Genomic DNA, 22614 nt, shown 5'->3' on the forward strand with positions numbered 1-22614 from the left:
TCGTCGCCCGGCCCGCCGCTTGACGAGATAGGGCTCCGCCTCAGCCCGGCAATCCATGAGGCGCCGCACCTGTTGGTACGCACGTACCACCGAGCACAGTTTTTCGGCAGTTGTGTTGTGGTTACGTTTGGTTGGTTGCGACCAAACGTAAACGTAAAAGCCAGGGCGGATTCGACGGAGGGAACGGGTCTGACCTCCGATAAGGTTCACTTATCGGAGGTCAGATCCACACGGAATCATTTGGCGTCTAACCTCTTTCGTTTCGTGTCATTCCGTTGGGTACGACGAAACAAACGCTACGATTCCTCTGTGTCGAGCATCTGTAACTACCCGGGCTGTACGCGCACCATCACCCGCGGCGGAACGCCGGGACGGCCCTCGGAATATTGCGATCACCCCGAGCACACCCGATGGCGGGCATGGCGGGAGCGACAGCGCCGTCAGCAGGAGGGTGAGGAACCGGAGACCAACGTCACTGTGACGCAACCGGGTCCGGTGACCGCCGCCCGGTTGCGGGCCGACGAGATGCTCACTCAATTCCGGAGCCTGGCCGATCAGCTGAGTAACACGTTGTCGGTAGCCGTGGCCGAATTGTCGACTCTGGCCGACCCCTCGGTGGCGGAGGCGCAGGTCCAGGCCGTGCAGGCCGACGCCGCGCGCCGCATCGCCGAAGCCGAGGTGGCGACCGTGGCGGCGGAGAAGGCGCGGCGTGAGGCCGAGGAAGCCCGCGCCGCAGCGGAATCCGCGGCCGAGGATGCCGCTGCGGCCGCGGAGTCCGCCGAAGCGCGCATCGCGGAGGCGCTCACCGCACGCGACGACGCACTGCGAGAAGTGCAGCGCGTCAGCAAACAGGCGGCCGACGACGTCTTCGCCACGCGCACCGAGGCCGACGCCGAGATCCGCGCGGTTCGCGCACAGTGTGCCCACGACATCGAGGAGGTGCGGCGGCAGGCCGCCGAACAGACCGATCTGGCGCGCACCACATTCACCGCCGAACTCGAACAGGTGCGTCGCGACAGTGCCCAGCGCATCACCGCCGCCGGCGCCGAACGCGACCTGGCCGTGCAGCGCGCCGCCGACGCCGAACGCGCCATCGAGCGCGCCGAATCGGCTGTCGCCGAACGTAACCGGACCCTGGACGAGGTCAGGGCGGAATTGGTCCGCGCGCGCGGCGACATCGACCGGATGCGCGCGGAGGCGACCGCGGCACAACAGCGCGCCGCCGACGATATCGCCGCCGTGCGCGCGGAAGCCGCCGCGGCCGCCGAACATGTCGCACAGCAGACCGCGGCCCGGCTGGCGGCGGTCGAGGACGCGCGCCGCCAGACCCTGGCCCGGGCCGAACGCGCCGAGGCGCAACTTGATGCCGAGCTGTCGCGGCGTACGGGCACGCGGACCGTCGATGCGCGCGAATCCGGCACTGGCGCACCAGAAATGGCCGATCCCCGCTGATGTGGTGAACATTCGCGCAATCAACCGGCGACAGGTATCGAAAACCACGCCGAGACCGAGTCGATCGTCGGCTTCGGTGGGGGCCGACCGCTATGCTCGACAACTGAATCAGCCACGGCTGCGACGGGCGTCGTGGGAATCGAGAGGTGACTAGTGAACGACGACGCCATGCGAGCGCGGCAAGCAAGGCCGAGCGTGGCACGGGTATACGACTACATCCTCGGCGGGCGCGACAACTACGGCGTCGACCAGAACCTCGCCGATTACTTCATCGACTTCCTGCCCGGTTCCGAGCAGGTGGCGATCACCGCCCGGGCGGCCACGCTCCGAGCCGTACGCAGCATGTGCGCCAACGGAATTCGCCAGTTCATCGATCTGGGATGCGGACTGCCCACCACCGAGAACGTGCACGACGTGGTGCGCCGCCAGCATCCCGACGCGCCGATCGTCTACGTCGACAACGACCCGTTCGTCGTCGCCCACGGCCGCGCGCTGTTGTCGGTCGACGATCGGATCGCGGTGCTGGGTCGTGATCTGTGCCAGGTCTCGGAAATCGCCGGCGATGCCGATGTGAAGCGGCTGATCAACTTCGACGAACCGGTGGGCCTGCTGTTCGGGGTCGTGCTGGCCTTCGTGGAGGACAACGAGAACCCGGTCGGTGTGGTCGGCGACTGGGCCGCCCGTGTTCCGGCCGGCAGCCAGGTCTACATCTCGCATTTCCGTTCCGGGCACAACCGCGAGACCAACACCACCGAGCGCAAGGTGCTCGACGCCTTCGGCCGCGGTCGCTGGCGCAACGACGACGAGATCGAGGCACTGTTCGGCGATTTGGAACTGCTCGATCCGGGCCTGCAGCCGTGCGCGCGCTGGTGGCCCGAGTCGGCCGCCGAGGATTCCGGCAGTGGACGCGAACTCAGCGTGTGGGAGCAGCTGATCGTCGCGGGGCTGGCCCGCAAATCCGCCTGAGCCGCACGGGGATCGGCGCCCGCGCTCAGCGCAGGGTGCCGATCCAGCGGCGCGTCTGCGCCGGGTCGATCACGTCATCGAGTTCGAGTACCGTCGCGGCGGTGAGCGCCTTCCCGCTCTCGTAGGCCGCGCGCACCAGATTGTCGAACGCGGCGCTGCGCTGCACCGGATCCTCGATCGCCGCCAGTTCTTTCGCGAAACCCAGCCGCACCGCTCCCTCCAGACCCATCCCGCCGATTTCCCCGGTCGGCCAGGCGACGACGAATCGCGGGGCGCGGAAGGAGCCGGCCGCCATCGCCTGCGCGCCCAAGCCGTAGCCCTTGCGCAGGATGACGGTGCCCCACGGCACCGACATGGCGGCCGCGTCGATGAACAGGCGGCTGAACTTCGTGACCGTGGCATGCGTTTCCGCCTCCGGCCCGACCATGAAACCAGGTGTGTCACACAGCGATACGATGGGCAGACCGTGTGCGTCGCACAGCCGCAGGAAGGCGCTGAGTTTGTCGGCGGCGGGGGCGTCGATCGCGCCGCCGAGGTGATGGCAGTCGTTGGCGATGAGCCCGAAGGATCTGCCCTGGACGCGGATCAAAGCGGTAACCACGCCCACGCCCCAGTCGCGGCGCAATTCCAGAACCGAACCGGTGTCGGCGATCGCGGCCACGGCCGCGCGGATGTCGTAGGCCCGCAGCCGGTCCTCGGGCACCACATGGCGGGCCAGGCGCGGGTCCGGCTCCTCCCACGTGTCCACGGTCCCTTGGAAATAGCCGAGATAATCGCGGGCGATCGCCACCGCCTCGACTTCGTCGGCCGCGACGATGTGCACCACACCGTTGCGGCGCTGCACCCGCACGGGGCCGATCTCCTCCGGTGCGTAGACACCCAGTCCACCGCCCTCGATCATCGCGGGCCCGCCCATGCCGATATTGGCGTCGGGGGTGGCGATGACGACGTCGCACATGCCGAGCAGCGCCGCGTTTCCGGCGAAGCAGCGCCCGGACACGATGCCGATCAGCGGGACCGTGCCCGACAGCGCGGCCATCGCGCGGAAGGTCGTCACGTCCAGTCCCGAGATGCCCGCGTGATCGGTGTCGCCGGGCCTGCCGCCGCCGCCCTCGGTGAAGAACACCACCGGAAGTCGTTGTTCGCGTGCCAGTTCCAGCATCCGGTCGGTCTTGGCGTGATTGCGCATGCCCTGGGTGCCGGCCAGCACCGTGTAGTCGTAGGACATCACCACCGCCCGCGCGCGGTCGTGCCCGAATCGGGCGGCGTTGACGGTCGCGACCCCGGCGACGAGCCCGTCGGCCGGCGTATTCGCGATGAGATCCTCGATGCTGCGCCGGGACCGCTGCGCCGCCACCGCCAACGCCCCGTATTCGACGAAACTGTCGTCGTCGACCAGGTCCGTGATGTTCTCGCGGGCGGTGCGCCGCCCCAGCCGGTGCCGTTTGGCGACCGCCTCCGGGCGTGCCTCATCGAGTCCGGCACGATGGCGGGCCCGCACCTGCGCCAGATCGTCGCGTTCGGCGTCGAGATCCACGGCCGTGACGTCGGCGTCCTCGCCGTCGTGATCCGCGTCGTCCCACACCAGCAGTGCCGCATGCGGATCCACCACCGTCGCGGGCTCGGCCAGAACCCGCACCACCCGCAACGGCTGTGCGGCGCGGACCACGTGATGCATCTTCATCGCCTCGACGACGGCGACCTCGGCGCCCGCGGCCACCACCGTGCCCGGTTCGACGACACTGATCACCGTGCCACCCAGCGGTGAGCGCAACACCTGCTCGTCGCCGTCGTAGCGGTCCACCGCCACCGGCGCAGCCTCGACCGGCGGCGGGGGAGCCGATTCCTCGGCCCGGGCGGCCAATTCGGCGCTGTGGCGTTCGAACCACAGCGTGTCGACCGTGGTGTCGCCGGGCAAGGCGTCGAGGACGGCACGCTGCAGGGCGACGGTGGTGTCGACGCCGTCGATCGTGGTTTCGGCCAGGGCGTCGGCGGCCCGCCGCAGCGCCGCCGGGAAGGTCGGTCCGCGCGCGATGATCTTGGCCAGCAGGGAATCGAAACCGGCGCCCTGGCGCATACCGCTGTAGGCGGCGGTGTCGACGCGCACACCGGATCCGGTCGGCGGGGTGAACCGGGTGAGCACACCCGTGCTGGGCAGGACATCGCCTGTCGCGCTGAGGATTTCGGCATTGACACGCACCTGCACCGCATATCCGCGGGTGGTGGCGGGCAGCTCGAGATCGTCGAGGGCGCGGCCCTGCGCGAGATCGAACTGCACGGCCACCAGATCCAGGCCCGTCACCTCCTCGGTGACGGTGTGCTCGACCTGCAACCGCGGATTGACCTCCAGAAACCAGGCGGTGTCGTCGCGCACCAGGAATTCGACGGTGATCACGCCCCGGCAGCCGACCGTTTCGGCCAGTCGTACCGCCTCGGCGTGCAGGCGCTCGCGCAGATCCGGCGCGAGGGAGGGCGCGGGCGCGATCTCGATCAGTTTCTGGCGGCGCCGCTGCACGCTGCAATCGCGATCGCCGAGCGCGACCGCGCGCGAACCGTCGGCGACGATCTGCACCTCGATGTGGCGGGCGTGTTCGACCAGCGCCTCGGCGTAGACGGTGTCGTCCCCGAAACCCGCGCGCGCCTCGGCCCGGCAGTGGGCATAGGCCTGCGCCAGCTCCTCGCGCCGGCGCACCACACGCATGCCGCGGCCGCCGCCACCGGCGGTCGCCTTGATCATCACGCCCTCGGGGTAGGCGGTGAGCAGCGCCTCGATCTGCTCGGGCCCTGCGGCGCCGGAGGTGGCGGGCAGTACCGCGACACCGGCGTGTTCAGCGGCGCGCCGCGCCGCGACCTTGTCACCGAAAATCCGCAGCACCTCCGGAGCGGGCCCGACGAACACCAGATCCGCCGCCGCGCACGCGGCGGCGAAATCGGCGCTCTCGCTGAGGAATCCATATCCCGGATGGACCAGCGCGCCCGGTCCCGCGGTCCCGGCGGCCGCGACGACGGCGTCGATGTCGAGGTAGGCCGCGGCTCCCGCGCCGGGGAGCCGGACCGCCTCGTCGGCCAGCCGCACCGGCATCGCGTCCGGCTCGTCCACCGTCGACAACACCCGTGTGCCGTAGCCGCGCTCTCGCGCCGTACGCAACACCCGGACCGCCACTTCACCCCGGTTCGCCACCACCACCTGCATGCCGCCAGTCTGATTGACATTGACGTCAACGTCAATAGGATGGGCGGTATGACGTCGGCCTGGAGAGTGCGCGCGGCCCGGGAACGCTCGGAGACCGACCGCCATCGTGGCCTGCTCGATGCCGCGGCCGCCGTCTTCATCGAACGCGGCTACGCGGCGACCACCGTCGCCGCGATCACCGCCCGGGCCGGCGTCTCCCGCGCGACGCTGTATGTGTACTTCGCCTCCAAGGACGAGATCTTCCACGCCCTCGCCGCGCGGGTGCGCGACGAATTCCTCGCCGCCCAGGAACCCGATCTGACCGACTCCGATCCGCGAGAGATGTTGCGCGCCACCATCGAATCGTTCGCCGAAGCGGTGCTGCACGCCGGGCCGCTGCTGCGACTGATCGAGGAGCGCGGCACCGTGGACCCCGAGATCGGCGAACTGGCCGCCGAAATCTCCGAACGCCCCATCCGCCGCTTCACGCGCTACCTGGACCGCGAACACCGCGCCGGAACCATCACTCCCGCGGCACCGGTCCGAGTCGTCGCCGAAACCGTCGGCTACGCACTGACCCGCGGCATACTCGACCGCCGCGCCGATCCGCCGCACGAGCGCGCCCGATACCTGGGGGAGATGCGGCGCATCGCCGAAACCCTGCTCGGGCTGCGCCCGGGCGCCGAGAATTCGGCTTGACCTTCACGCTACGGCAACTTCTACCGTCGAAGACGAGGCCGGAGCGACCGGCCTCGGGACAGATGGGAAGCACCATGAGCTGGTCGATCGCGGAGGTGGCGAAGATGTCGGGAGTCACCGCCCGCACCTTGCGCCACTACGACGACATCGGCCTGCTCACCCCGGCCCACGTGGGTAGCAACGGCTATCGCTACTACGACGAGCACAGCCTGCTGCGGCTGCAGCAGATCCTCGTGCTGCGCGAGTTGGGGCTCGGTCTCGCCGAGATCGCCGAGGCGGTCGACTCCGAACCGGACACGCTGGCGGCGCTCGAACGCCAGTACGCCCGGCTACTCGCCGAACGCGACCGGCTGGGACGGATGGCCGAGACCGTGGCGCGCACCATCGCCGAACTCGAAGGGAACAAGGAGATGTCAGTGCAGATCAACCGCCCGGAAAATCTGTTCGCGGGCTTCGATCACACGCAGTACGACGACGAGGCCCGGCAGCGCTGGCCCGAACAGTTCGAGCAGTCCCGCCAGGCGAGCGCCGATATGACCGCTGAGGATGTCGAGCGCATGCAGCGGGAACTGACCGCGACGATGATCCGGATGGCCGAGTTCATGGCCGCCGGGACACCGGTCGAGGATGCGGCGGTGCAGGCCGAAATCCACACTCAATACGAGGGTCTCCGCCGTTTCTGGACCCCGAACCGCAGCGCCTACACCTGCCTCGGCCAGATGTACGTCGACGACGAGCGGTTCAAGGCCAACTACGAACGGATCGCGGCCGGCCTGGCCGAATACCAGCGCGACGCCATGGCCGTCTACGCCGAGCAGCGGCTCACCGACTGATCGGCGCCGGCGCCGGCGCCGGCCGCCTCGCCGCGGCGCACGACGAGCACGCCGGTGAGGACCAGCACCCCGCCGAAAAGCTGGATCGGGTGCGGAGCCTCACCGAGCAGTGCCCAGGCGAAGATCAGGGCCGCCACCACTTCGAGCAGGCCCGTGAACGCCGCGGCGCGGGAGCCGAGCAGGCGGGTGGCGGCGATGCCGGCGACGTAGGCGAGGGCGGCGGTCACGGTGCCGAGAATCGTGAGCGGCAGCCACCACGGCACCGTGACATCCTGGTACACAACGGGATTCGCGGTCGCGACCAGTGGAAGAACGCCCGCGCCGCCCGCGGCGAGCAGCCCGAGCCCGCCCACCAGCAGTCCGCCCGCGGCCAGCACGGTTCCCGGCAGTGTGCCGTCACCGCGCGCGGAGAGCAGGAAATAGGCGACCCCGCAGGCCATGGCGAGCAGTGCCCACGCGATGCCGATCCGATCGGCTGCGCCACCCGAACGCAGATCGATCACCAGCACCAGCCCGGCCAGGCCGAGGAACGCACCGACCACCGTCGGCACCGCCGGCCGTTGGTGATGACGCAGCCACAGCCAGCCGACCACCGCGATCGGGGAGGTGTATTGAATCAGCAACGCCTGCCCCACCGCCAGATGCGCGACGGCGGTGAAGTAGGCCAGCTGCACCCCGGCGATCGCCACCAGGCCGTACCCGATGAGCAGAAACGCGTTGACACGCAACAATTTCCAGTTCCCACGCAACTGGATGGCCGCGATCGGCGCGAGTGCCGCGGCGGCGACGAGGACCCGCACGATCACCACCGCCGCGGAACTCCACCCGGCCGTCATCAGGCCGCGAGCCACGGGGCCGGACAGTGCGAACGACACCGCCGACACCACCGCGCAACTCGTGCCGGTGCCCAGCCGCTGCCCGGCGCCGACGTCGGGCGCCATCCTCGACATGCCCGAGAACGCTAGGCCCGGCGTCGACGGCTGTCACATGATTTTCGCCGGGGCGGCGCCACGGTCAGCGACGGGGAGTGGTCACGGCCACGAGTTCCGCCACCGCATCGGCGGCGGGGGTGCTGCCGCCGGTGAGCTCCACGATGACCCGGTTCAGCGCCGGTTCGTGCAGGGCCGCGTCGATGAAGGCGGCGACATCGTCGCGGGCGACCGACCCGTATTCGATGGCCAGGCCGGCGGTGACGGTGCCCGAACCCGGATCGTCGAGCAGCGTGCCCGGGCGCACGATGAGCCAGTCGAGCGCGGTGTGGGTCAGGTGGACGTCCGCGGACTTCTTCACCCGCATGTAGTGCTCGAACCCCTCGGAGGGTTCACGGTCGCGGCCGGCGTCGGGGAACACCGACACCAGCACGAAGCGCGAGACGCCCGCCTGCGCCGCCGCGGCGGCCGCCTTCTCCAGGCCGGCGCCGTCGATCGCCGTCGTCTTGTCGGGGCCGGTGCCGTGTGCGCCCGCGGAGAACACCACGGCGTCGTGCCCGGCGATCTTGGCCGCCAAATCCTCGACCGTGTCGTGGATCAGGTCGCCCGACACCGGCGTCGCCCCGGTCGCCGCGACGGTCTCGGCCTGTTCGGGATTGCGATGCATACCGGTGACCTGGTCACCGCGGTCCGTCAGCCGTTGCGCGAGGCGGCGGCCCACGCCGCCCGCCGCGCCGATCTGGAACACCTTCACGAGTGATCACCTCTCTGTCGGCGAGTGCGGTCCACTGCCGATTGTGGACTCCGCGCCGACACGCACCGCGCCCGGGTGCGCGCTATCGGCCGCGACGAGTACCGGGGCACGGTTCGGAGGCGAGGCCGGATCGCGGCGGAAGATGTTGTGCGGCAGCGCGCGGACCAGTCGGTTCCGGACGGAAATACCGGGACGCGACCGGTGGGTGCTACATGATCGCTGGAAACCTCCTATTTCGACTCCGTATCCGTTGCCGCCGAAATACGCCGATTGCCAATGATTAGCGATTACGGTGCCAGTGTTCGTGTGACGGTGTGAGGCGATCGCGCGGGACGCGGCGATCCGGGCGAGAGGCGGGCAGATGGCACGTACCGCACGCGGGAACGGCGCGGCCCTGGATTCCGAAGTGACGGCAGCGCTGATTCGCAGTCGCCGGTTCTTCACCCGCGCCACCGTCTCCGCGGATCTGCGCACCGAATACGTGCGCGGCGGCCGTCAGGCCGACGAGTTCTACCGCGAACGCTGGGCCCACGACAAGGTGGTGCGCTCCACGCACGGCGTCAACTGCACCGGATCCTGTTCGTGGAAGGTGTATGTCAAGGACGGCATCATCACCTGGGAGACCCAGGCCACCGATTATCCGTCCGTCGGTCCCGACCGCCCCGAATACGAGCCCCGCGGCTGCCCGCGCGGCGCGGCGTTCTCCTGGTACACCTATTCACCCACCCGCATCCGCTACCCGTACATCCGCGGTGTACTGCTCGAAATGTATCGAGAAGCCAAGGCGCGCACCGGCGATCCGGTCACCGCCTGGGAATCGATCGTCTCCGATCCGGAGGCTGCCCGGCGCTACAAGAGCGCGCGCGGCCGCGGCGGACTGGTCCGCGCCGGCTGGGAGGAGGCGGTGGAACTGGTGGCCGCCGCGCACGTGCACACCATCAAAACCTATGGGCCCGACCGGATTGCCGGCTTCTCACCGATCCCCGCCATGTCGATGGTGTCGTTCGCGGCCGGCTCGCGGTTCATCTCGCTGATCGGCGGGTCGATGCTGTCGTTCTACGACTTCTACGCCGATCTGCCCGTCGCCTCCCCGCAGGTCTTCGGCGACCAGACCGATGTGCCCGAGTCCGGAGACTGGTGGGACGCCGGCTATCTCATGATGTGGGGCTCGAACGTCCCGGTGACCCGCACCCCGGATGCGCACTGGATGACCGAGGCCCGCTATCGCGGCCAGAAGGTGATCGCGATCGCGCCCGACTACGCCGACAACGTGAAATTCGCCGACGAATGGCTCGCCCCGCATCCGGGCACCGACGCCGCCCTGGCGATGGCGATGGGTCATGTGATCCTGCGGGAATTCTTCGTCGACCGCCAGGTGCCCTATTTCGAGGACTACGTGCGCCGGTTCACCGATCTGCCGTTCCTGGTGCGGCTGGACGACAGCGACGGCGTATACCGTCCCGGCAAATTTCTCACCGCCGCCGATCTCGACGAATTCGCCCGCACCGAAAATGCCGAATTCAAGACCGTCCTGCTGGATGAGCAGGGAAAACCCGTGGTGCCCAACGGATCTCTCGGGTTCCGCTACGGCGCCGACGGCGCCGGACGCTGGAACCTGGAGTTGGACGATGTGCAGCCGGCACTGTCGGCAGCCGGCGACCGGGCGGTGGTGGTGGAACTGCCGCGCTTCGACACCGCCGACGGCGCGGTCGCGGTCGTGCGGCGCGGCGTTCCCGTGCGCACGGTCGGCGGCCATCTCGTCACCACGGTGTTCGATCTGATGCTGGCCCGCTACGGTGTGCGGCGCGAGGGCCTGCCGGGGGAGTGGCCCACCGGCTACGCCGATGCCGCCCATCCCGGCACGCCCGCCTGGCAGGAGGCGATCACCGGGGTACCTGCGGCCGCCGCGGCGCGCATCGGCCGCGAATTCGCCGCCAATGCCGAAGAGACTCGAGGCCGTTCGATGATCATCCTCGGCGCCGGCACCAACCACTGGTTCCACTCCGACACCATGTATCGCACGTTCCTGGCCCTCACCACCCTCACCGGCTGCCAGGGACGAAACGGCGGCGGCTGGGCGCACTATGTGGGCCAGGAGAAGTGCCGGCCCGTCACGGGCTGGGCCACGGTGGCCAACGCCACCGACTGGACCCGGCCCCCGCGGCAGATGAACCAGACCGTGTACTGGTACCTGCACACCGATCAGTTCCGCTACGACCCCTTCGCCGCCGACACCCTCACCACGACCACCGGTCCGGGTGACCTGTCCGGGCGCAGCACCGCCGACCTCATCGCACAGGCAGCGCGCATGGGCTGGACCCCCTCGTATCCGACTTTCGATCGCAACCCTCTCGACCTGGCCGACGAGGCCGAACGCGCGGGCCGCACGCCCGCGGACCATATCGTCGACCAGTTGACGAGGGGAAAGCTGCGGTTCGCCTGCGAAGATCCCGACAACCCGGCGAATTTCCCTCGCGTGCTGTCGATCTGGCGATCCAATCTGCTCGGCTCCTCCGCCAAGGGCAACGAGTACTTCCTGCGTCACCTGCTCGGCGCGGACTCCTCGCTGCGCGCCGAGCAGGCCCCGCCGGATGCCCGGCCACGTGAGGTGGTGTGGCACGAGCAGGCACCGGAGGGGAAACTCGATCTGCTGCTGACGCTGGATTTCCGGATGACCAGCACCACCATGTACTCGGATGTGGTGCTGCCGGCCGCGACCTGGTACGAGAAATACGATCTGTCCTCCACCGACATGCACCCGTTCGTGCATTCGTTCAGCCCGGCGATCGCACCGCCGTGGCAGACCCGCACCGACTGGGACGCGTTCGCGAGCATCGGCGCCGAATTCAGCCGCTTGGCGCGCCGCCACCTCGGGGTGCGCACCGATATCGTCGCGACACCACTGCTGCACGACACCCCCGACGAACTGGCCACCCCGCACGGTGCGGTGCGGGACTGGAAAACCGGTGCCTGCCAACCGGTTCCGGGTCTGACGATGCCGCGGCTGACCGCCGTCGAACGCGACTACGGCGCGGTCCGCGCGAAGATGGGCGCACTCGGGCCGCTGGTCGACCGGCTCGGCGCGGCCACCAAGGGCGTCACCTTCGACGTGAGCCGGGAAGTGGCGGATCTGGCCGCGCGCAACGGCATCGTGCGCGGCGGGCCGGCCGCCGGGCGCCCCAGCCTCGAACGCGATATCGACGCCTGCGAGGCGATCCTGGCACTGTCGGGTACCACCAACGGCCGCCTCGCCGTGCAGGGCTTTCGCACCCTCGAGCAGCGCACCGGCACCCCGCTGGCCGATCTGGCCGCCGAACACGCGGGTACGCGCATCACCTTCGCCGACACCCAGGTCGCGCCCGTGCCGGTGATCACCTCACCGGAATGGTCCGGATCCGAAACCGGCGGGCGGCGATACTCGCCGTTCACCGTCAATGTCGAACGCGCCAAACCGTGGCACACCCTCACCGGACGCCAGCACTTCTATCTCGACCACGACTGGATGGCCGAGGTCGGTGAACAATTGCCGGTCTTCCGGCCGCCGCTGGACATGTCGGCCCTGTTCGACGAACCCCGATTGGGGCAGCACGGTGAGCGCGCACTGTCGCTGCGCTATCTGACCCCGCATTCGAAATGGTCCATCCACTCCGAATATCAGGACAACCTGTTGATGCTGAGCCTGTCGCGTGGCGGCCCGACGATCTGGATCTCCGATCGCGACGCGGCGAAACTCGGTGTGCGCGACAACGAATGGATCGAGGCGGTCAACCGCAACGGCGTCGTGGTGGCCCGCGCCGTCGTCTCGCATCGCATGCCCGAAGGCACGGTGTACATGCATCACGCCCAGGACCGACTGATCGACGTGCCCCTGGCCGAAACCTCCGGCAAGCGCGGCGGCATCCACAATTCGCTCACCCGGCTGCTGATCAAACCCACCCATCTCATCGGCGGCTACGCGCAATTGTCGTTCGCCTTCAACTATCTCGGCCCCACCGGCAATCAACGCGACGAAGTGACCGTGATCCGCCGCCGCAGCCAGGAGGTGAGCTACCGATGAGGCCCATGGCGCACCTGGCGATGGTGATGAACCTCGACAAATGCATCGGCTGCCACACCTGCTCGGTGACCTGCAAACAAACCTGGACCAACCGCGCCGGAGTCGAATACGTCTGGTTCAACAACGTGGAAACCCGTCCGGGACAAGGGTATCCGCGCACCTACGAGAATCAGAGCCGATGGAAAGGGGGCTGGGTCCTCGACCGCAAGGGCCGGTTGCGGCTGCGGCGCGGCGGCCGCATGCGGACCCTGTTCACGATCTTCGACAATCCGACTCTGCCCGAGCTGTCGGACTACTACGAACCCTGGACCTACGACTACGACACGCTGACCACCGCTCCGCTGCAACGGCATCCGCCGGTGGCGCGGCCGCGCTCGCTGATCACCGGCCGCGACACCGCCGTCACCTGGTCGGCCAACTGGGACGACAATCTGGGCGGCGCCCCCGAACTGGCCGCGGCCGACCCGCTGCTGGACAAGGTCGGTGACAAGGTCAGATTCGAGTTCGAGCAGACCTTCATGTTCTATCTGCCGCGCATCTGCGAACACTGCCTCAACCCGGCCTGTATGGCCGCGTGTCCGTCCGGGGCGATCTACAAGCGCGCCGAGGACGGCATCGTGCTGGTCGATCAGGACCGGTGCCGCGGCTGGCGCATGTGCGTATCGGGATGCCCGTACAAGAAGGTGTATTTCAACCACCGCACCGGTAAGGCGGAAAAATGCACCTTCTGCTTCCCGCGGCTCGAGGTCGGCCTGCCGACGGTGTGCGCGGAAACGTGTGTGGGACGGCTGCGCTATATCGGCGTGCTGCTCTACGACGCCGACACCGTCACCGATATCGCGTCCACCCCGGACGAACGCGATCTGTACGCCGCGCAACGCGACGCCTTTCTCGATCCGTTCGATCCGCAGGTGATCGCGGCGTGTGAACGCGCCGGAATTCCGCGCGACTGGGTACAGGCAGCGCAACGCTCTCCGGTCTACGCGCTGATCCGCACCTATCGGGTCGCGCTGCCACTGCATCCGGAATACCGCACCGTGCCGATGGTCTGGTACATCCCGCCGCTGTCACCGGTGGTGGATGTGCTGCGCGATACCGGCCACGACGCCGAGGACCACGGCAATCTGTTCGCCGCGATCGAGGCCCTGCGCATCCCGGTCGACTATCTGGCGCAACTGTTCACCGCGGGCGATACCGCACCGGTCGAGGCGGTGCTGCGGCGAATGGCGGCGATGCGCAGCTATATGCGCGATGTCAACCTCGGCCGTCCGCCGCGCCCGGAGATCGCCGCCGCCGTCGACATGTCCGAGGAACAGCTCTACGACATGTATCGGCTGCTGGCACTGGCGAAATACGAGCAACGCTACGTCGTCCCGACGGCTCATGCCGAACAGGCGCACGGGCTCGAGGAACTCGCCACCGAATGCGATCTGGACCGCGACGGCGGCCCGGGGATGGGCGGCTGGGGACCGTTCGGCGAAAGCTCCGGCGGGCCCACTCCGGTGGCGGTGGAGAACTTCCGCATGTTGCAGGACCGCCAGACCGCCGACGCGCCCACCTCGGAACCGACGCGGGTGAACCTGCTCAACTGGGACGGGCGCGGACGGCCGGAGGGCCTGTTACCGCGGCGCCGCGGCGGGAGGCATCGCCCATGACCCGCACGACGACGCGCTGCGCGGCATGGCAGATCCAGTCGCTGCTGCTCGGCTATCCTGATGCGGCGCTGCTGGATTCGCTTCCACTGCTCACCCGGGCGACGGCGGCGCTGCCGGTCGCGGTCGGCACACCCGTGCGGCCGCTGCTGTCGCATCTGGCGAGCACGCCGCCGTTGCTGCTGGGCAGCGAATACGTCGACACCTTCGACCACCGCAAGCGGTTCAGCCCCTACCTCACCTACTTCTCCCACGGCGACACCCGCAAACGCGGAATGGCGTTGCTGCGCCTCAAACAGCTCTACCACCGCGCCGGTTGGCAACTCGACGACGCGGAACTTCCCGACCATCTGGCGGTCGTCCTCGAATTCGCCGCCACCGAACCGGAAGCCGGACTGCGGGTGCTGACCGACCATCGCGCCGGCGTGGAGGTGATGCGAGCAGCCTTGCGCGAGTACGGATCTCCGTGGGCCGGGGTCCTGGATTCGGTATCGGCCACATTGCCGCCGCTGCGTGGCACCGACAGCGAGGCCGTCGCCCGGCTCATCGCCGCCGGCCCGCCCGGTGAGGAGGTCGGCACCGAGCCGTTCGCACCGCCCACCTACATGCCGACGCCGATCGGAGGCCGCCGATGACCGTGAGCGCGATCGACGTGCTGCTGTGGGTGGCGGTGCCGTACGCGGCGCTGACGATCTGCGTGGTAGGGCTGATCTGGCGCTACCGCTACGACAAATTCGGGTGGACCACCCGCTCCTCGCAGCTGTACGAGAACCGGCTGCTGCGCCTGGGCAGTCCGCTGTTCCACTACGGCATCGTGTTCGTGTTCCTCGGTCACGTCCTGGGTCTGGTGATCCCGCAGTCGTGGACCGAGGCGATCGGTATCAGCGAAACCACCTATCACATCGTGTCGTTCAGCCTCGGCGCGGTCGCCGGCATCGCGACGGTGGCCGGGCTGGGCATCCTGATCTACCGCCGCCGCACCGTCGGCTCGGTGTTCTCCGCGACCACTCGCAACGACAAGATCATGTACGTGCTGCTGGGCCTGACCCTGGCGCTCGGCCTCGCCGCCACCGTCTACGGCAACGCGACCGGCGATCCGCACAACTACCGCACCGACGTGTCGCCGTGGTTCCGGTCGCTGTTCTACCTCGACCCGCACCCCGCGCTGATGGCCGGGGCGCCGCCGGCCTTTCAGCTGCACGCGCTCTCGGCCTGTGCGCTGTTCGCGTTCTGGCCGTTCAGCCGGCTCGTCCACGTATTCTCCGCGCCCGTCGGCTATCTGACGCGACCCTATCTGGTCTATCGCAGCCGGGACGTGTCGCTCGGGGCGCACCGGCCGCCGCGCGGCTGGGAACGGGTGCAGTAGCGCGCCGGAATTCTCCGAGCGGGGTTCTGCCGGATCAGAGCGTGCCCGGATGTGGTCGCAGCAGCACCGGCGCACCGTGGGCGGGCACGTTGGTGATGTTGCGGATGCGCCCGCGTTCGCGTGTCCGCACCGGAGCCAGGGCGAATCGGCCCAGCACCTCCGACAGCACCGCCGTGCCCTCCATCAACGAGAATCCGGCGCCGATACAGCGGCGCACACCACCACCGAACGGCAGCCAGGTATTGGCGGCGACGCCGCCGTCGAGAAAGCGTTCGGGACGGAAACTTTCGGGTTCGGGATGATTGTCGGGATTCGCATGCGCCAGCACGATCGAGGTCTGCACGACGGTGCCGCGGGGCAGGGTGTACCCGCCGATCGTCGTCTCGCGCGTCAGCCGGCGCAAAGTGCCGCCGATGACGGGATGGCGGCGCATCGCCTCCTTCAGTACCGCTTCCAGATATTTGTCGTCGCCCTCGGCGGCCGCGCGCCGCGCCCGCTGCTGCACTTCGGGGTGGGCGGCCAATTCGAACATCGCCCACGACAGCGCCGACGCGGTGGTCTCGTGCCCGGCCAGCAACAGGGTCACCAGCTGATCGCGGAGTTCGGCATCCGAGAGCGGCTCGTCACCGGCCTCCGCGCCCACCGCGAGCAACCGGGCCAGCACATCGGCGCGGTCGCCGGGATCCGGCTCGCCGCGCCGGCGCGCGATCTCCTCGTAGAGCAGCGCGTCGATCGCGTCCTTGTTGTCGGCGAACCGCTTCCACGGGCCGAAACGCTGCAGTCGATGCCATTTCCAGCCCAGGAAGATCAGCGGGCCCACATCGACCAGATAGCGCAGCCGCGGCGCGAGCTCGGCACGCCCGCGCTGCTCGCTGATACCGAACACCACCTGCATGATCACATCGAGTGTCAGTTCGTTCATCCGTGGCAACGTCACGAGGGTGGTGTCCGGCTGCCACTGGTCGATGTGATGTTTGGCGATGGCCTCGACCAGGTCGCGATAGCCGCGCAGCGCCGAGCCGGTGAACGCCGGCATCAACAATCGGCGGGCGCGGGCGTGTTCGTCCTCGTCGGTGAGCAACAGCGAATGCTGTCCCATCACCGGCTCCAGCACCCGATTGCCCTCGCCGGCATGCAGATCCGCCGGGGCGCCGGCGAAGATTTCGCGGATATGCTCCGGCCGCGAGAACACCACCAGATTCTCGGCATACGGTGCGATCATGCGCATCGTGTAGACATCGCCGTAGCGGCGCGACGCCACCCCGGCGAACCAGCCCCGCCATTTCGCGTGCAGCAGCGTCTGCGCCACTCGCGGCAGCCGGGGACCCGGCGGAAACACAGTGCTCATGAGGCAACCTCCCGGCGGGCCGCAACGGTGCGAGATCCGATATCCCACCTACGGTAGCCCGGTAGCCGTTACCGAACCACACACGTTCTACGAGCGGATGTGCGGCTGTCCGATAGCTGATCGGCCGGGCCGAACCTGTGAAATTGCGCAGTGCGCACCGTCCGGGGCCATATCATCGGGGCCATGCCCACCTTCCGAGCGGCCGGACGCAGGGATGTCTTCGCTGGTGATGCTTGGCACCTGGCGTGCGCGATCGGCTGTGGGTCGATCGTCGTCGGGGTGGTTCTGCTCGTTTGGCCCGATAAGTCCGTTCAGGTAGCGGAGCTATTGCTCGGCACGACCCTGCTGTTGACCGCCGCCTGGCAATTCACGGTGGCGTTCCGGGCGCGCATCCGCGGCGGGCTCAAGGCGCTGGAATTCGTGAGCGGGGCCCTGTCGGTACTGCTGGCGCTGTGGTGCATGCGCAGCGGAGACTGGGTGGCGTTGCTGGCCATGTGGGTCGGGATGGGGTGGATGATCCGCGGCATCGTGCAGGCCATCGTCGCGGCCTGGTCGGAGGATCTGCCGAAGCCGGGCCGGCGCGAAGGCTACGGCCTGGCGACACTGCTGGCCGGGCTGATCGTGCTGGTGTGGCCGATCGACACCGTCGCGGCCTTGTCGGTTCTGGTCGGTGTGTGCCTGATCCTGCTCGGCGCGATGGAGATCCGCATGGCCGTGCGCGTGCGCCGTCCGGAACGCGGCGGCGACCAGGTGGGAGTGCGCGGCCTGCTCGGTCCGCGCGCACCCACCCCGGTCCGGGCCGCGGATTAGGGTCGGCATATGGCTGTCGTTCACCACACCACCCTCGAGCCCGGCAAACTCGAACTGCTCACCGCATGGCTGCCGACGCGCGAATGGTTCACCGGCACAACGCCGCACCTGCACAAGGCGGGCGGTTTCCGCCTCGACGATCCCGACGGTGAGGTGGGCATCGAGCACCTGCTCGTCGTCGACACCGCCGATGCCCGGCAGCCGGTCTACCACGTGCCGATGACCTATCGTGGCGCCCCGCTTCCCGGCGCGGACGTGGCGCTGATCGGTACCTCCGAACACGGCGTGCTCGGGACCAGGTGGATCTACGACGCCGCGCGCGATCCGGTGGCGCTCGCGCAGATGGCGGCGCTGCTCAGTGGCGCTCGCGCAGATGGCGGCGCTGCTCAGCGGCCGCGCGGTGGCCCAGGACCAGAACCGCAGCGACACTCCCGCCCGCACCGTCGAGGTGTCCGTCGTCGATCCGGAAACGCCGAAGGCCGTGCGCGTCAATCGGATTCCGTCACGGTCGGCCGTATCCGCGCGCGGGTGGGTCCGAGTGGGCTGGACCGATGCGGAGGGCGCCACGGCCGAGGGGGTCGTGCTGGAGGCAGCGGTGAACTGAACGCGCACGCGTGCGGCCGGAAGGAGTCGAGGTGATGATCGGCAGATACGGAAATCGGACGGCGGCGGTGGTGGCGCTCGGCGCGGCCGCCGCACTCGCCGGTTGCGCGCAGCACGACTCCGGACCCGCCACGTCGGCTCGTCCGGCCACCGAAACCTCCGCCGCGCAGGCGCCTTCGCCGGAGGCGAGCCTCACGGCGCTGCCCACCACCACCTCCTCGGCCGTCGCCGCATGCCGGCCGCGCCAACTGGACATCGCCGCCCACACCCTGTCGCCGGGCATGATGCATCGCGGCGTCGAAGTGACCTTCACCCTCGCCGCCGATACCCCGCCCTGCACGATCGGCGGCTATCCCGGCGTCGACACCGGGGAGGGCGGCCCGGTCCTGCACGCCCGACGCACTCCACGCGGCTACATGGGCGGACTGCCCTCGGACGACGACACTCCGCCCACCGTCACGGTGCTGCCCGGCCGCCCCGCCCGCGCGGTCGTGGAGGGGTCCGCGATGGGCCCGGCCGGGGAGGACTGCCCGCTGTACACGAGTCTGGCAGTGACAGCCCCCGATTCGACCGACATCCACACCGTGCACACCACCATCGACACCTGCGCCCTGGAGGTGCACCCGGTCACCGGCTGAAGCTACCCGCGTCGCGGTGCGCCGGATCTCAGGTGAGGGCGAGCATCCGGCACGGCCCGCCCGTACCGCCGATGTGATCGGGCACGCCGACCACCACGGTGGCACCGGTCGGTGGAACCGAGCCGAGGTTGGCCACCATCTCCACGCCGTAGCGGCCGCCGCCGAGGAATGCGGTGTGTGCGCCGAAGTCGGGATCGGCCGCGTGGTCGAGGCTGAGCGTATCCACCCCCGCGCCGGCGATATCGCGTCGGCGCACAAGGTATTCCGCGGCCTCGGCGCAGAAGCCGGGGGCGTGCGGGGTGCCCTCGACGTCGAGATTGACGAAGGCCGCCGGATGAGCGAGCCGACGCTCCCATCCGGAATACATGGCGACGAAGGCACGCGGCGGAATGCGGCCGTAGATCCGCTCGAAAGCATCGATGTCGTCGATCGTGACCGTGGCGTCGACGTCGAACGACGCCTTCGCGCTGATGTCGATCACGATGAGCGGAGCCACCAGATCGCGCGCCGAGAAGGTGTCGGGCCCCACCCCGCCGAAAGCGCGGCGCAGCGGTGCGTCGACATGTGTTCCGGTGTGCTCCCACAGCGCGATCGCGTTCTGATCGAAACCTCCCAGCGCATGCCATCCCACCGGAACCATCGCGAACGGCGGATTGCCCGGCCACATCGGCGTATTCGGCCCCACCCGATGCGTGAGGTCGACGACTGCTCCCGTGCCCGCGCGTGCGATCGGCGCGGTGGCCGCCGCCAGCGCCGCCAGGCCCGCGGCGCCCGACAAGGCGCGCCGCGACGGAACCGCCGGGAAATCGGCGCTGTCGTGGGCGATCCGGACGATCCGAGGTGCGCACATGGTGACCGGCAGCTTAGTCGCTGCCCGGGCACACCGGCAGGGGACGGCGAGTGGCCCTCAGGCCGGGATGCGAGGTGGCCAGTGCCGCAATGCTTCTCGTTCCCGATCGAGGAATTCGGCGAACGTCGTGGCCGGTCGCCCGGTGAGATCGGCCACCGCCGAGGTCGTTTCGGACAGTGTGCCTGCCGCCACCTCCCGATAGAGGTGGGCGACATCGTCGGCGAACGCCGCGGGAAGCCCCTGGGCGATCAGGCGCTGGGCGAACTCGCGCACCGGCAGATCCACATACGACACGGTCCGGCCGACCACCCTCGACAATTCGGCGGCGATTTCGGTATGCGACAGTGCGTGCGGGCCGGTCACCACGAACCGCTCGCCGGCGCCCCGGCCGCCGATCAGCAGCGCCACCGCGCACGCGGCGATATCGGCACAATCCACATAGGACACCCCGGCGTCGCCGTACGCGCCGATGAGATCGCCGCTGTCGGTGAACGAACCGGCGCCGGTGAGGAAGTTCTGCATGAACCCACTGGGCTGCAACACCGACCATTCCAGGCCGGAGGCCTCGAGGTGAGCCTCGATCTCGCCGTGCGCACCCTCAGCCAGCAGTCCGCCGACCCGCGCGCCCCACACCGACACCTTCACCACGCGCCGCACCCCCGCGCGAACCGCCGCGTCGATCACCGCGGTCTGCTGCGCGATCATCGGTTGCGGGCCCGAGACCGGCACGGCGCCGGGCGAACACAGAAATACTCGATCGACGCCCGCCAATGCGGCCGTCAGCGTTTCCGGCTCGTCGAGGTCGCCGACCGCGACGTCTGCGCCCAACTCCCGCCCGCGGGCCGCATCCCGCACGAACGCTCGAAACGGGACCTGTTCGCGCCGTAGGTGCCCCACCACGTGGCGGCCGATCGAACCCGTGGCACCGAAGACGAGGATCATGAGTAACTCCTACTAAACTCGAGGGACCCTCGAAATAATAACTCGAGGCTACCTCGACTTAGAAGGGTTGGTTGTGAACGACACCCCGCCCACCCGGCGCAAGCCGCGCGCCGACGCCCGCCGCAACCGGCAGTCCCTGCTGGCGGCCGCCGATACCGTCTTCGCGGAAAGCGGCGTCGACGCGCCGCTCGAGCAGGTGGCGCGGCGAGCCGGCGTCGGAATCGGAACCCTGTACGGCCATTTCGCCACGCGCCGCGCGCTGGTCGCCGCACTGTTGTCGGAACGCAACGAGACACTGTTCGAACGCGGCGAGAACCTCTGCGATCGGCAGGAGGAACCCGCCCAGAACCTGGCGGCATGGGTCGCGCTCGTGGTCGAGCACGCCGCCACCTATCAGGGATTGGCCGCCCTGCTCGCCGCGGGTGCACACGACGACGACCATGAACTGCACGCCGACTGCGCGAGGATGGATCGCATCACCGAACGACTGACCGAGCGTGCGCGGGATGCGGGCGCGCTGCGCGCCGAGGTCACGGCCGCGGATATCGCCACCCTGATCAACGCCGCGGCCTGGACACGCGAGCAGGCCGGGGCGGACCGCGCGCGACGCCTCATCGCGATGGCGCGGACCGGCCTGTTCGACTGAGCCGGAGCGAGCCTCAGTGGGTCTTCCGGGCCAGTGCGCACGCGATCAGTTGTTCCCACAGGGTCGGTTCGCGCTCGGCCGGACCGATGCGTGCGACCGAGGCGTCGGCTTCGGCGGGCCGCCAGCGGGCGCAGATCTCGAGCCCCGGCTCGAGCACCTCCAGATCACCGAACAGGCCGAGGATCTCCTCGTCCGAACGCCAGCGCCCCCGCCCGAACGTCGCCTGCAATTTCTCTTCGGCGGCCTGCGTCTCCTCGTTGAAGCCGGAACGGAAATGCGAGATGTAGATCTGCGAGCCGACCGGGATCCGGTCGGTCCACCACCGCACCAGTTCGGCCGGATTCTCGTCGTCGTTGAGGTGGTGCAGGATCGCGCTGAAGATCACCGCCACCGGCTCGTCGAAATCGATCAGCCGCTGCAGATCCGGATGGGAGAAGATGGCGTCCGGGTCACGCAGATCGGCGTGAATGACCGTGGTGTCGTCGTCGGAGGACAGCAGTGCGCGACCGTGTGCCAGCACGATCGGATCGTTGTCCACGTACACCACGCGCGGCGCCTCGAGGTGACGCTGCGCGACCTGATGCACATTGTCGACGGTCGGCAGCCCGCTGCCCATATCGATGAACTGGCGCACACCGGAGTCCGCGATATCGGCGACCGCGCGAATCATGGCCTGCCGGTTGGCATAGGCGATGGCGACCGAGCCGGGCAGATCGTTGATGAAGTAGTCGCCGACCTTGCGGTCGACGGCGTAGTTGTCGCGCCCGCCCAGCAGATAGTCGTACACGCGGGCGATGCTCGGCTTGGATTGATCCACCTGTGCGGCGCTGTCGGTCATGACACCTGTTTCTGTGCGCGGAGGTCGTCGTCGGGCTCGATCCTAGAGCCACCGTTGAC

At 69.0% G+C, this 22614-nt stretch carries 19 protein-coding genes; 12 read left to right on the top strand and 7 right to left on the bottom strand.

Translation table 11 applies throughout. The features are described from left to right. The first annotated feature begins 309 nt into the window (after positions 1-309). The gene (locus RJ03_RS11810; protein WP_245552252.1) at positions 310-1452 is read left to right on the top strand and encodes a coiled-coil domain-containing protein; all 1143 of its coding nucleotides are present in this window, start codon (positions 310-312) and stop codon (positions 1450-1452) included. Between the two features lie 168 nt (positions 1453-1620). Then, positions 1621-2418, top strand: coding sequence for an SAM-dependent methyltransferase (locus tag RJ03_RS11815; protein ID WP_036501395.1), 798 nt, complete (start codon positions 1621-1623; stop codon positions 2416-2418). A 25-nt stretch (positions 2419-2443) separates the two neighbouring features. On the opposite strand, the gene RJ03_RS11820 is transcribed toward RJ03_RS11815, so the two are convergent. Beyond that, positions 2444-5611, bottom strand: a complete 3168-nt coding sequence (locus tag RJ03_RS11820; protein ID WP_036501241.1) for a carboxyl transferase domain-containing protein — start codon at positions 5609-5611, stop codon at positions 2444-2446. Positions 5612-5659: 48 nt separating this feature from the next. On the opposite strand from RJ03_RS11820, the gene RJ03_RS11825 reads away from it, so the two are divergent. After that, positions 5660-6289 (top strand): TetR/AcrR family transcriptional regulator, encoded by a 630-nt coding sequence (locus tag RJ03_RS11825; RefSeq protein WP_036501397.1) that lies wholly within the window; start codon positions 5660-5662, stop codon positions 6287-6289. 74 nt (positions 6290-6363) lie between these two features. Continuing rightward, positions 6364-7122, top strand: a complete 759-nt coding sequence (locus tag RJ03_RS11830) for a MerR family transcriptional regulator (RefSeq protein WP_036501399.1) — start codon at positions 6364-6366, stop codon at positions 7120-7122. Here RJ03_RS11830 and RJ03_RS11835 read toward each other — a convergent pair. Together RJ03_RS11835 and RJ03_RS11840 are read right to left on the bottom strand one after the other, a co-directional pair. Then, positions 7095-8072 carry an EamA family transporter gene (locus RJ03_RS11835; RefSeq protein ID WP_051024592.1) on the bottom strand — a complete coding sequence of 326 codons (978 nt, stop codon included), beginning with the start codon at positions 8070-8072 and terminating at the stop codon, positions 7095-7097. The genes RJ03_RS11830 and RJ03_RS11835 overlap by 28 nt on opposite strands. A 64-nt stretch (positions 8073-8136) precedes the next feature. Continuing rightward, a complete protein-coding gene (locus RJ03_RS11840; RefSeq protein ID WP_036501243.1) occupies positions 8137-8805 on the bottom strand; it encodes an SDR family oxidoreductase in 669 nt (222 codons plus the stop codon). Between the two features lie 361 nt (positions 8806-9166). Between RJ03_RS11840 and RJ03_RS11845 the strand changes: the two genes are divergently transcribed. The 4 genes from RJ03_RS11845 to narI are packed head-to-tail and all read left to right on the top strand — an operon-like array spanning position 9167 to position 15880. Further along, positions 9167-12862: a nitrate reductase subunit alpha gene (locus tag RJ03_RS11845; protein WP_174372295.1), complete on the top strand. Its 3696-nt coding sequence runs from the start codon at positions 9167-9169 to the stop codon at positions 12860-12862. Then, positions 12859-14517 (top strand): nitrate reductase subunit beta, encoded by a 1659-nt coding sequence (narH, locus tag RJ03_RS11850; protein ID WP_036501244.1) that lies wholly within the window; start codon positions 12859-12861, stop codon positions 14515-14517. Before RJ03_RS11845 ends, narH begins: the two co-directional genes overlap by 4 nt. Continuing rightward, positions 14514-15149, top strand: a complete 636-nt coding sequence (gene narJ / locus RJ03_RS11855) for a nitrate reductase molybdenum cofactor assembly chaperone (protein WP_036501245.1) — start codon at positions 14514-14516, stop codon at positions 15147-15149. Before narH ends, narJ begins: the two co-directional genes overlap by 4 nt. Further along, positions 15146-15880, top strand: coding sequence for a respiratory nitrate reductase subunit gamma (gene narI / locus RJ03_RS11860; protein WP_036501246.1), 735 nt, complete (start codon positions 15146-15148; stop codon positions 15878-15880). The genes narJ and narI overlap by 4 nt, the downstream gene beginning before the upstream one ends. 34 nt (positions 15881-15914) lie before the next feature. Here the strand turns inward: narI and RJ03_RS11865 are convergent, their stop codons facing one another. Then, positions 15915-17228 (bottom strand): cytochrome P450, encoded by a 1314-nt coding sequence (locus tag RJ03_RS11865; RefSeq protein WP_036501247.1) that lies wholly within the window; start codon positions 17226-17228, stop codon positions 15915-15917. 183 nt (positions 17229-17411) lie between these two features. Here RJ03_RS11865 and RJ03_RS11870 point away from each other — a divergent pair, with 183 nt between their 5' ends. From RJ03_RS11870 to RJ03_RS11880, 3 genes are read left to right on the top strand one after another with little or no spacing between them, the layout of a single operon-like run. Next, positions 17412-18038, top strand: a complete 627-nt coding sequence (locus tag RJ03_RS11870) for an HdeD family acid-resistance protein (protein ID WP_157121522.1) — start codon at positions 17412-17414, stop codon at positions 18036-18038. 9 nt (positions 18039-18047) lie between these two features. Beyond that, complete coding sequence (locus RJ03_RS11875; RefSeq protein ID WP_051024594.1) at positions 18048-18677, top strand: maltokinase N-terminal cap-like domain-containing protein; 630 nt, start codon at positions 18048-18050, stop codon at positions 18675-18677. Further along, complete coding sequence (locus tag RJ03_RS11880) at positions 18677-19279, top strand: DUF4232 domain-containing protein (RefSeq protein WP_083870763.1); 603 nt, start codon at positions 18677-18679, stop codon at positions 19277-19279. Before RJ03_RS11875 ends, RJ03_RS11880 begins: the two co-directional genes overlap by 1 nt. Positions 19280-19307: 28 nt before the next feature. Here RJ03_RS11880 and RJ03_RS11885 read toward each other — a convergent pair whose 3' ends face one another. Both RJ03_RS11885 and RJ03_RS11890 read right to left on the bottom strand, forming a co-directional pair. Further along, a complete protein-coding gene (locus RJ03_RS11885) occupies positions 19308-20129 on the bottom strand; it encodes a cyclase family protein (protein ID WP_036501248.1) in 822 nt (273 codons plus the stop codon). Between the two features lie 57 nt (positions 20130-20186). After that, entirely contained in the window at positions 20187-21071 is an 885-nt protein-coding gene (locus RJ03_RS11890) for an SDR family oxidoreductase (RefSeq protein WP_036501249.1), read from the bottom strand. A gap of 73 nt (positions 21072-21144) precedes the next feature. Here RJ03_RS11890 and RJ03_RS11895 point away from each other — a divergent pair, with 73 nt between their 5' ends. Then, positions 21145-21717 (top strand): TetR/AcrR family transcriptional regulator, encoded by a 573-nt coding sequence (locus RJ03_RS11895; protein WP_036501250.1) that lies wholly within the window; start codon positions 21145-21147, stop codon positions 21715-21717. A 13-nt stretch (positions 21718-21730) separates the two neighbouring features. Here the strand turns inward: RJ03_RS11895 and RJ03_RS11900 are convergent, their stop codons facing one another. Then, on the bottom strand, positions 21731-22555 hold the full coding sequence (locus RJ03_RS11900) for an SAM-dependent methyltransferase (protein WP_036501251.1): 825 nt from the start codon (positions 22553-22555) through the stop codon (positions 21731-21733). Positions 22556-22614 lie beyond the last annotated feature (59 nt).

It is taken from the genome of Nocardia aobensis NBRC 100429 (genome assembly GCF_000308375.1).
Classification (GTDB): domain Bacteria; phylum Actinomycetota; class Actinomycetes; order Mycobacteriales; family Mycobacteriaceae; genus Nocardia; species Nocardia aobensis.

Excerpts from the sequence above, each read along its gene's own strand:
- narJ (WP_036501245.1), top strand. The coding sequence starts at position 14,514 with ATGACCCGCACGACGACGCGCTGCGCGGCATGGCAGATCCAGTCGCTG.
- RJ03_RS11865 (WP_036501247.1), bottom strand. The coding sequence starts at position 17,228 with ATGAGCACTGTGTTTCCGCCGGGTCCCCGGCTGCCGCGAGTGGCGCAG.
- RJ03_RS11845 (WP_174372295.1), top strand. The coding sequence starts at position 9,167 with ATGGCACGTACCGCACGCGGGAACGGCGCGGCCCTGGATTCCGAAGTG.
- RJ03_RS11875 (WP_051024594.1), top strand. The coding sequence starts at position 18,048 with ATGGCTGTCGTTCACCACACCACCCTCGAGCCCGGCAAACTCGAACTG.
- RJ03_RS11820 (WP_036501241.1), bottom strand. The coding sequence starts at position 5,611 with ATGCAGGTGGTGGTGGCGAACCGGGGTGAAGTGGCGGTCCGGGTGTTG.
- RJ03_RS11870 (WP_157121522.1), top strand. The coding sequence starts at position 17,412 with ATGCCCACCTTCCGAGCGGCCGGACGCAGGGATGTCTTCGCTGGTGAT.
- RJ03_RS11890 (WP_036501249.1), bottom strand. The coding sequence starts at position 21,071 with ATGATCCTCGTCTTCGGTGCCACGGGTTCGATCGGCCGCCACGTGGTG.
- RJ03_RS11815 (WP_036501395.1), top strand. The coding sequence starts at position 1,621 with ATGCGAGCGCGGCAAGCAAGGCCGAGCGTGGCACGGGTATACGACTAC.
- RJ03_RS11835 (WP_051024592.1), bottom strand. The coding sequence starts at position 8,072 with ATGTCGAGGATGGCGCCCGACGTCGGCGCCGGGCAGCGGCTGGGCACC.
- RJ03_RS11830 (WP_036501399.1), top strand. The coding sequence starts at position 6,364 with ATGAGCTGGTCGATCGCGGAGGTGGCGAAGATGTCGGGAGTCACCGCC.
- RJ03_RS11880 (WP_083870763.1), top strand. The coding sequence starts at position 18,677 with ATGATCGGCAGATACGGAAATCGGACGGCGGCGGTGGTGGCGCTCGGC.
- narH (WP_036501244.1), top strand. The coding sequence starts at position 12,859 with ATGAGGCCCATGGCGCACCTGGCGATGGTGATGAACCTCGACAAATGC.
- narI (WP_036501246.1), top strand. The coding sequence starts at position 15,146 with ATGACCGTGAGCGCGATCGACGTGCTGCTGTGGGTGGCGGTGCCGTAC.
- RJ03_RS11885 (WP_036501248.1), bottom strand. The coding sequence starts at position 20,129 with ATGTGCGCACCTCGGATCGTCCGGATCGCCCACGACAGCGCCGATTTC.
- RJ03_RS11900 (WP_036501251.1), bottom strand. The coding sequence starts at position 22,555 with ATGACCGACAGCGCCGCACAGGTGGATCAATCCAAGCCGAGCATCGCC.
- RJ03_RS11825 (WP_036501397.1), top strand. The coding sequence starts at position 5,660 with ATGACGTCGGCCTGGAGAGTGCGCGCGGCCCGGGAACGCTCGGAGACC.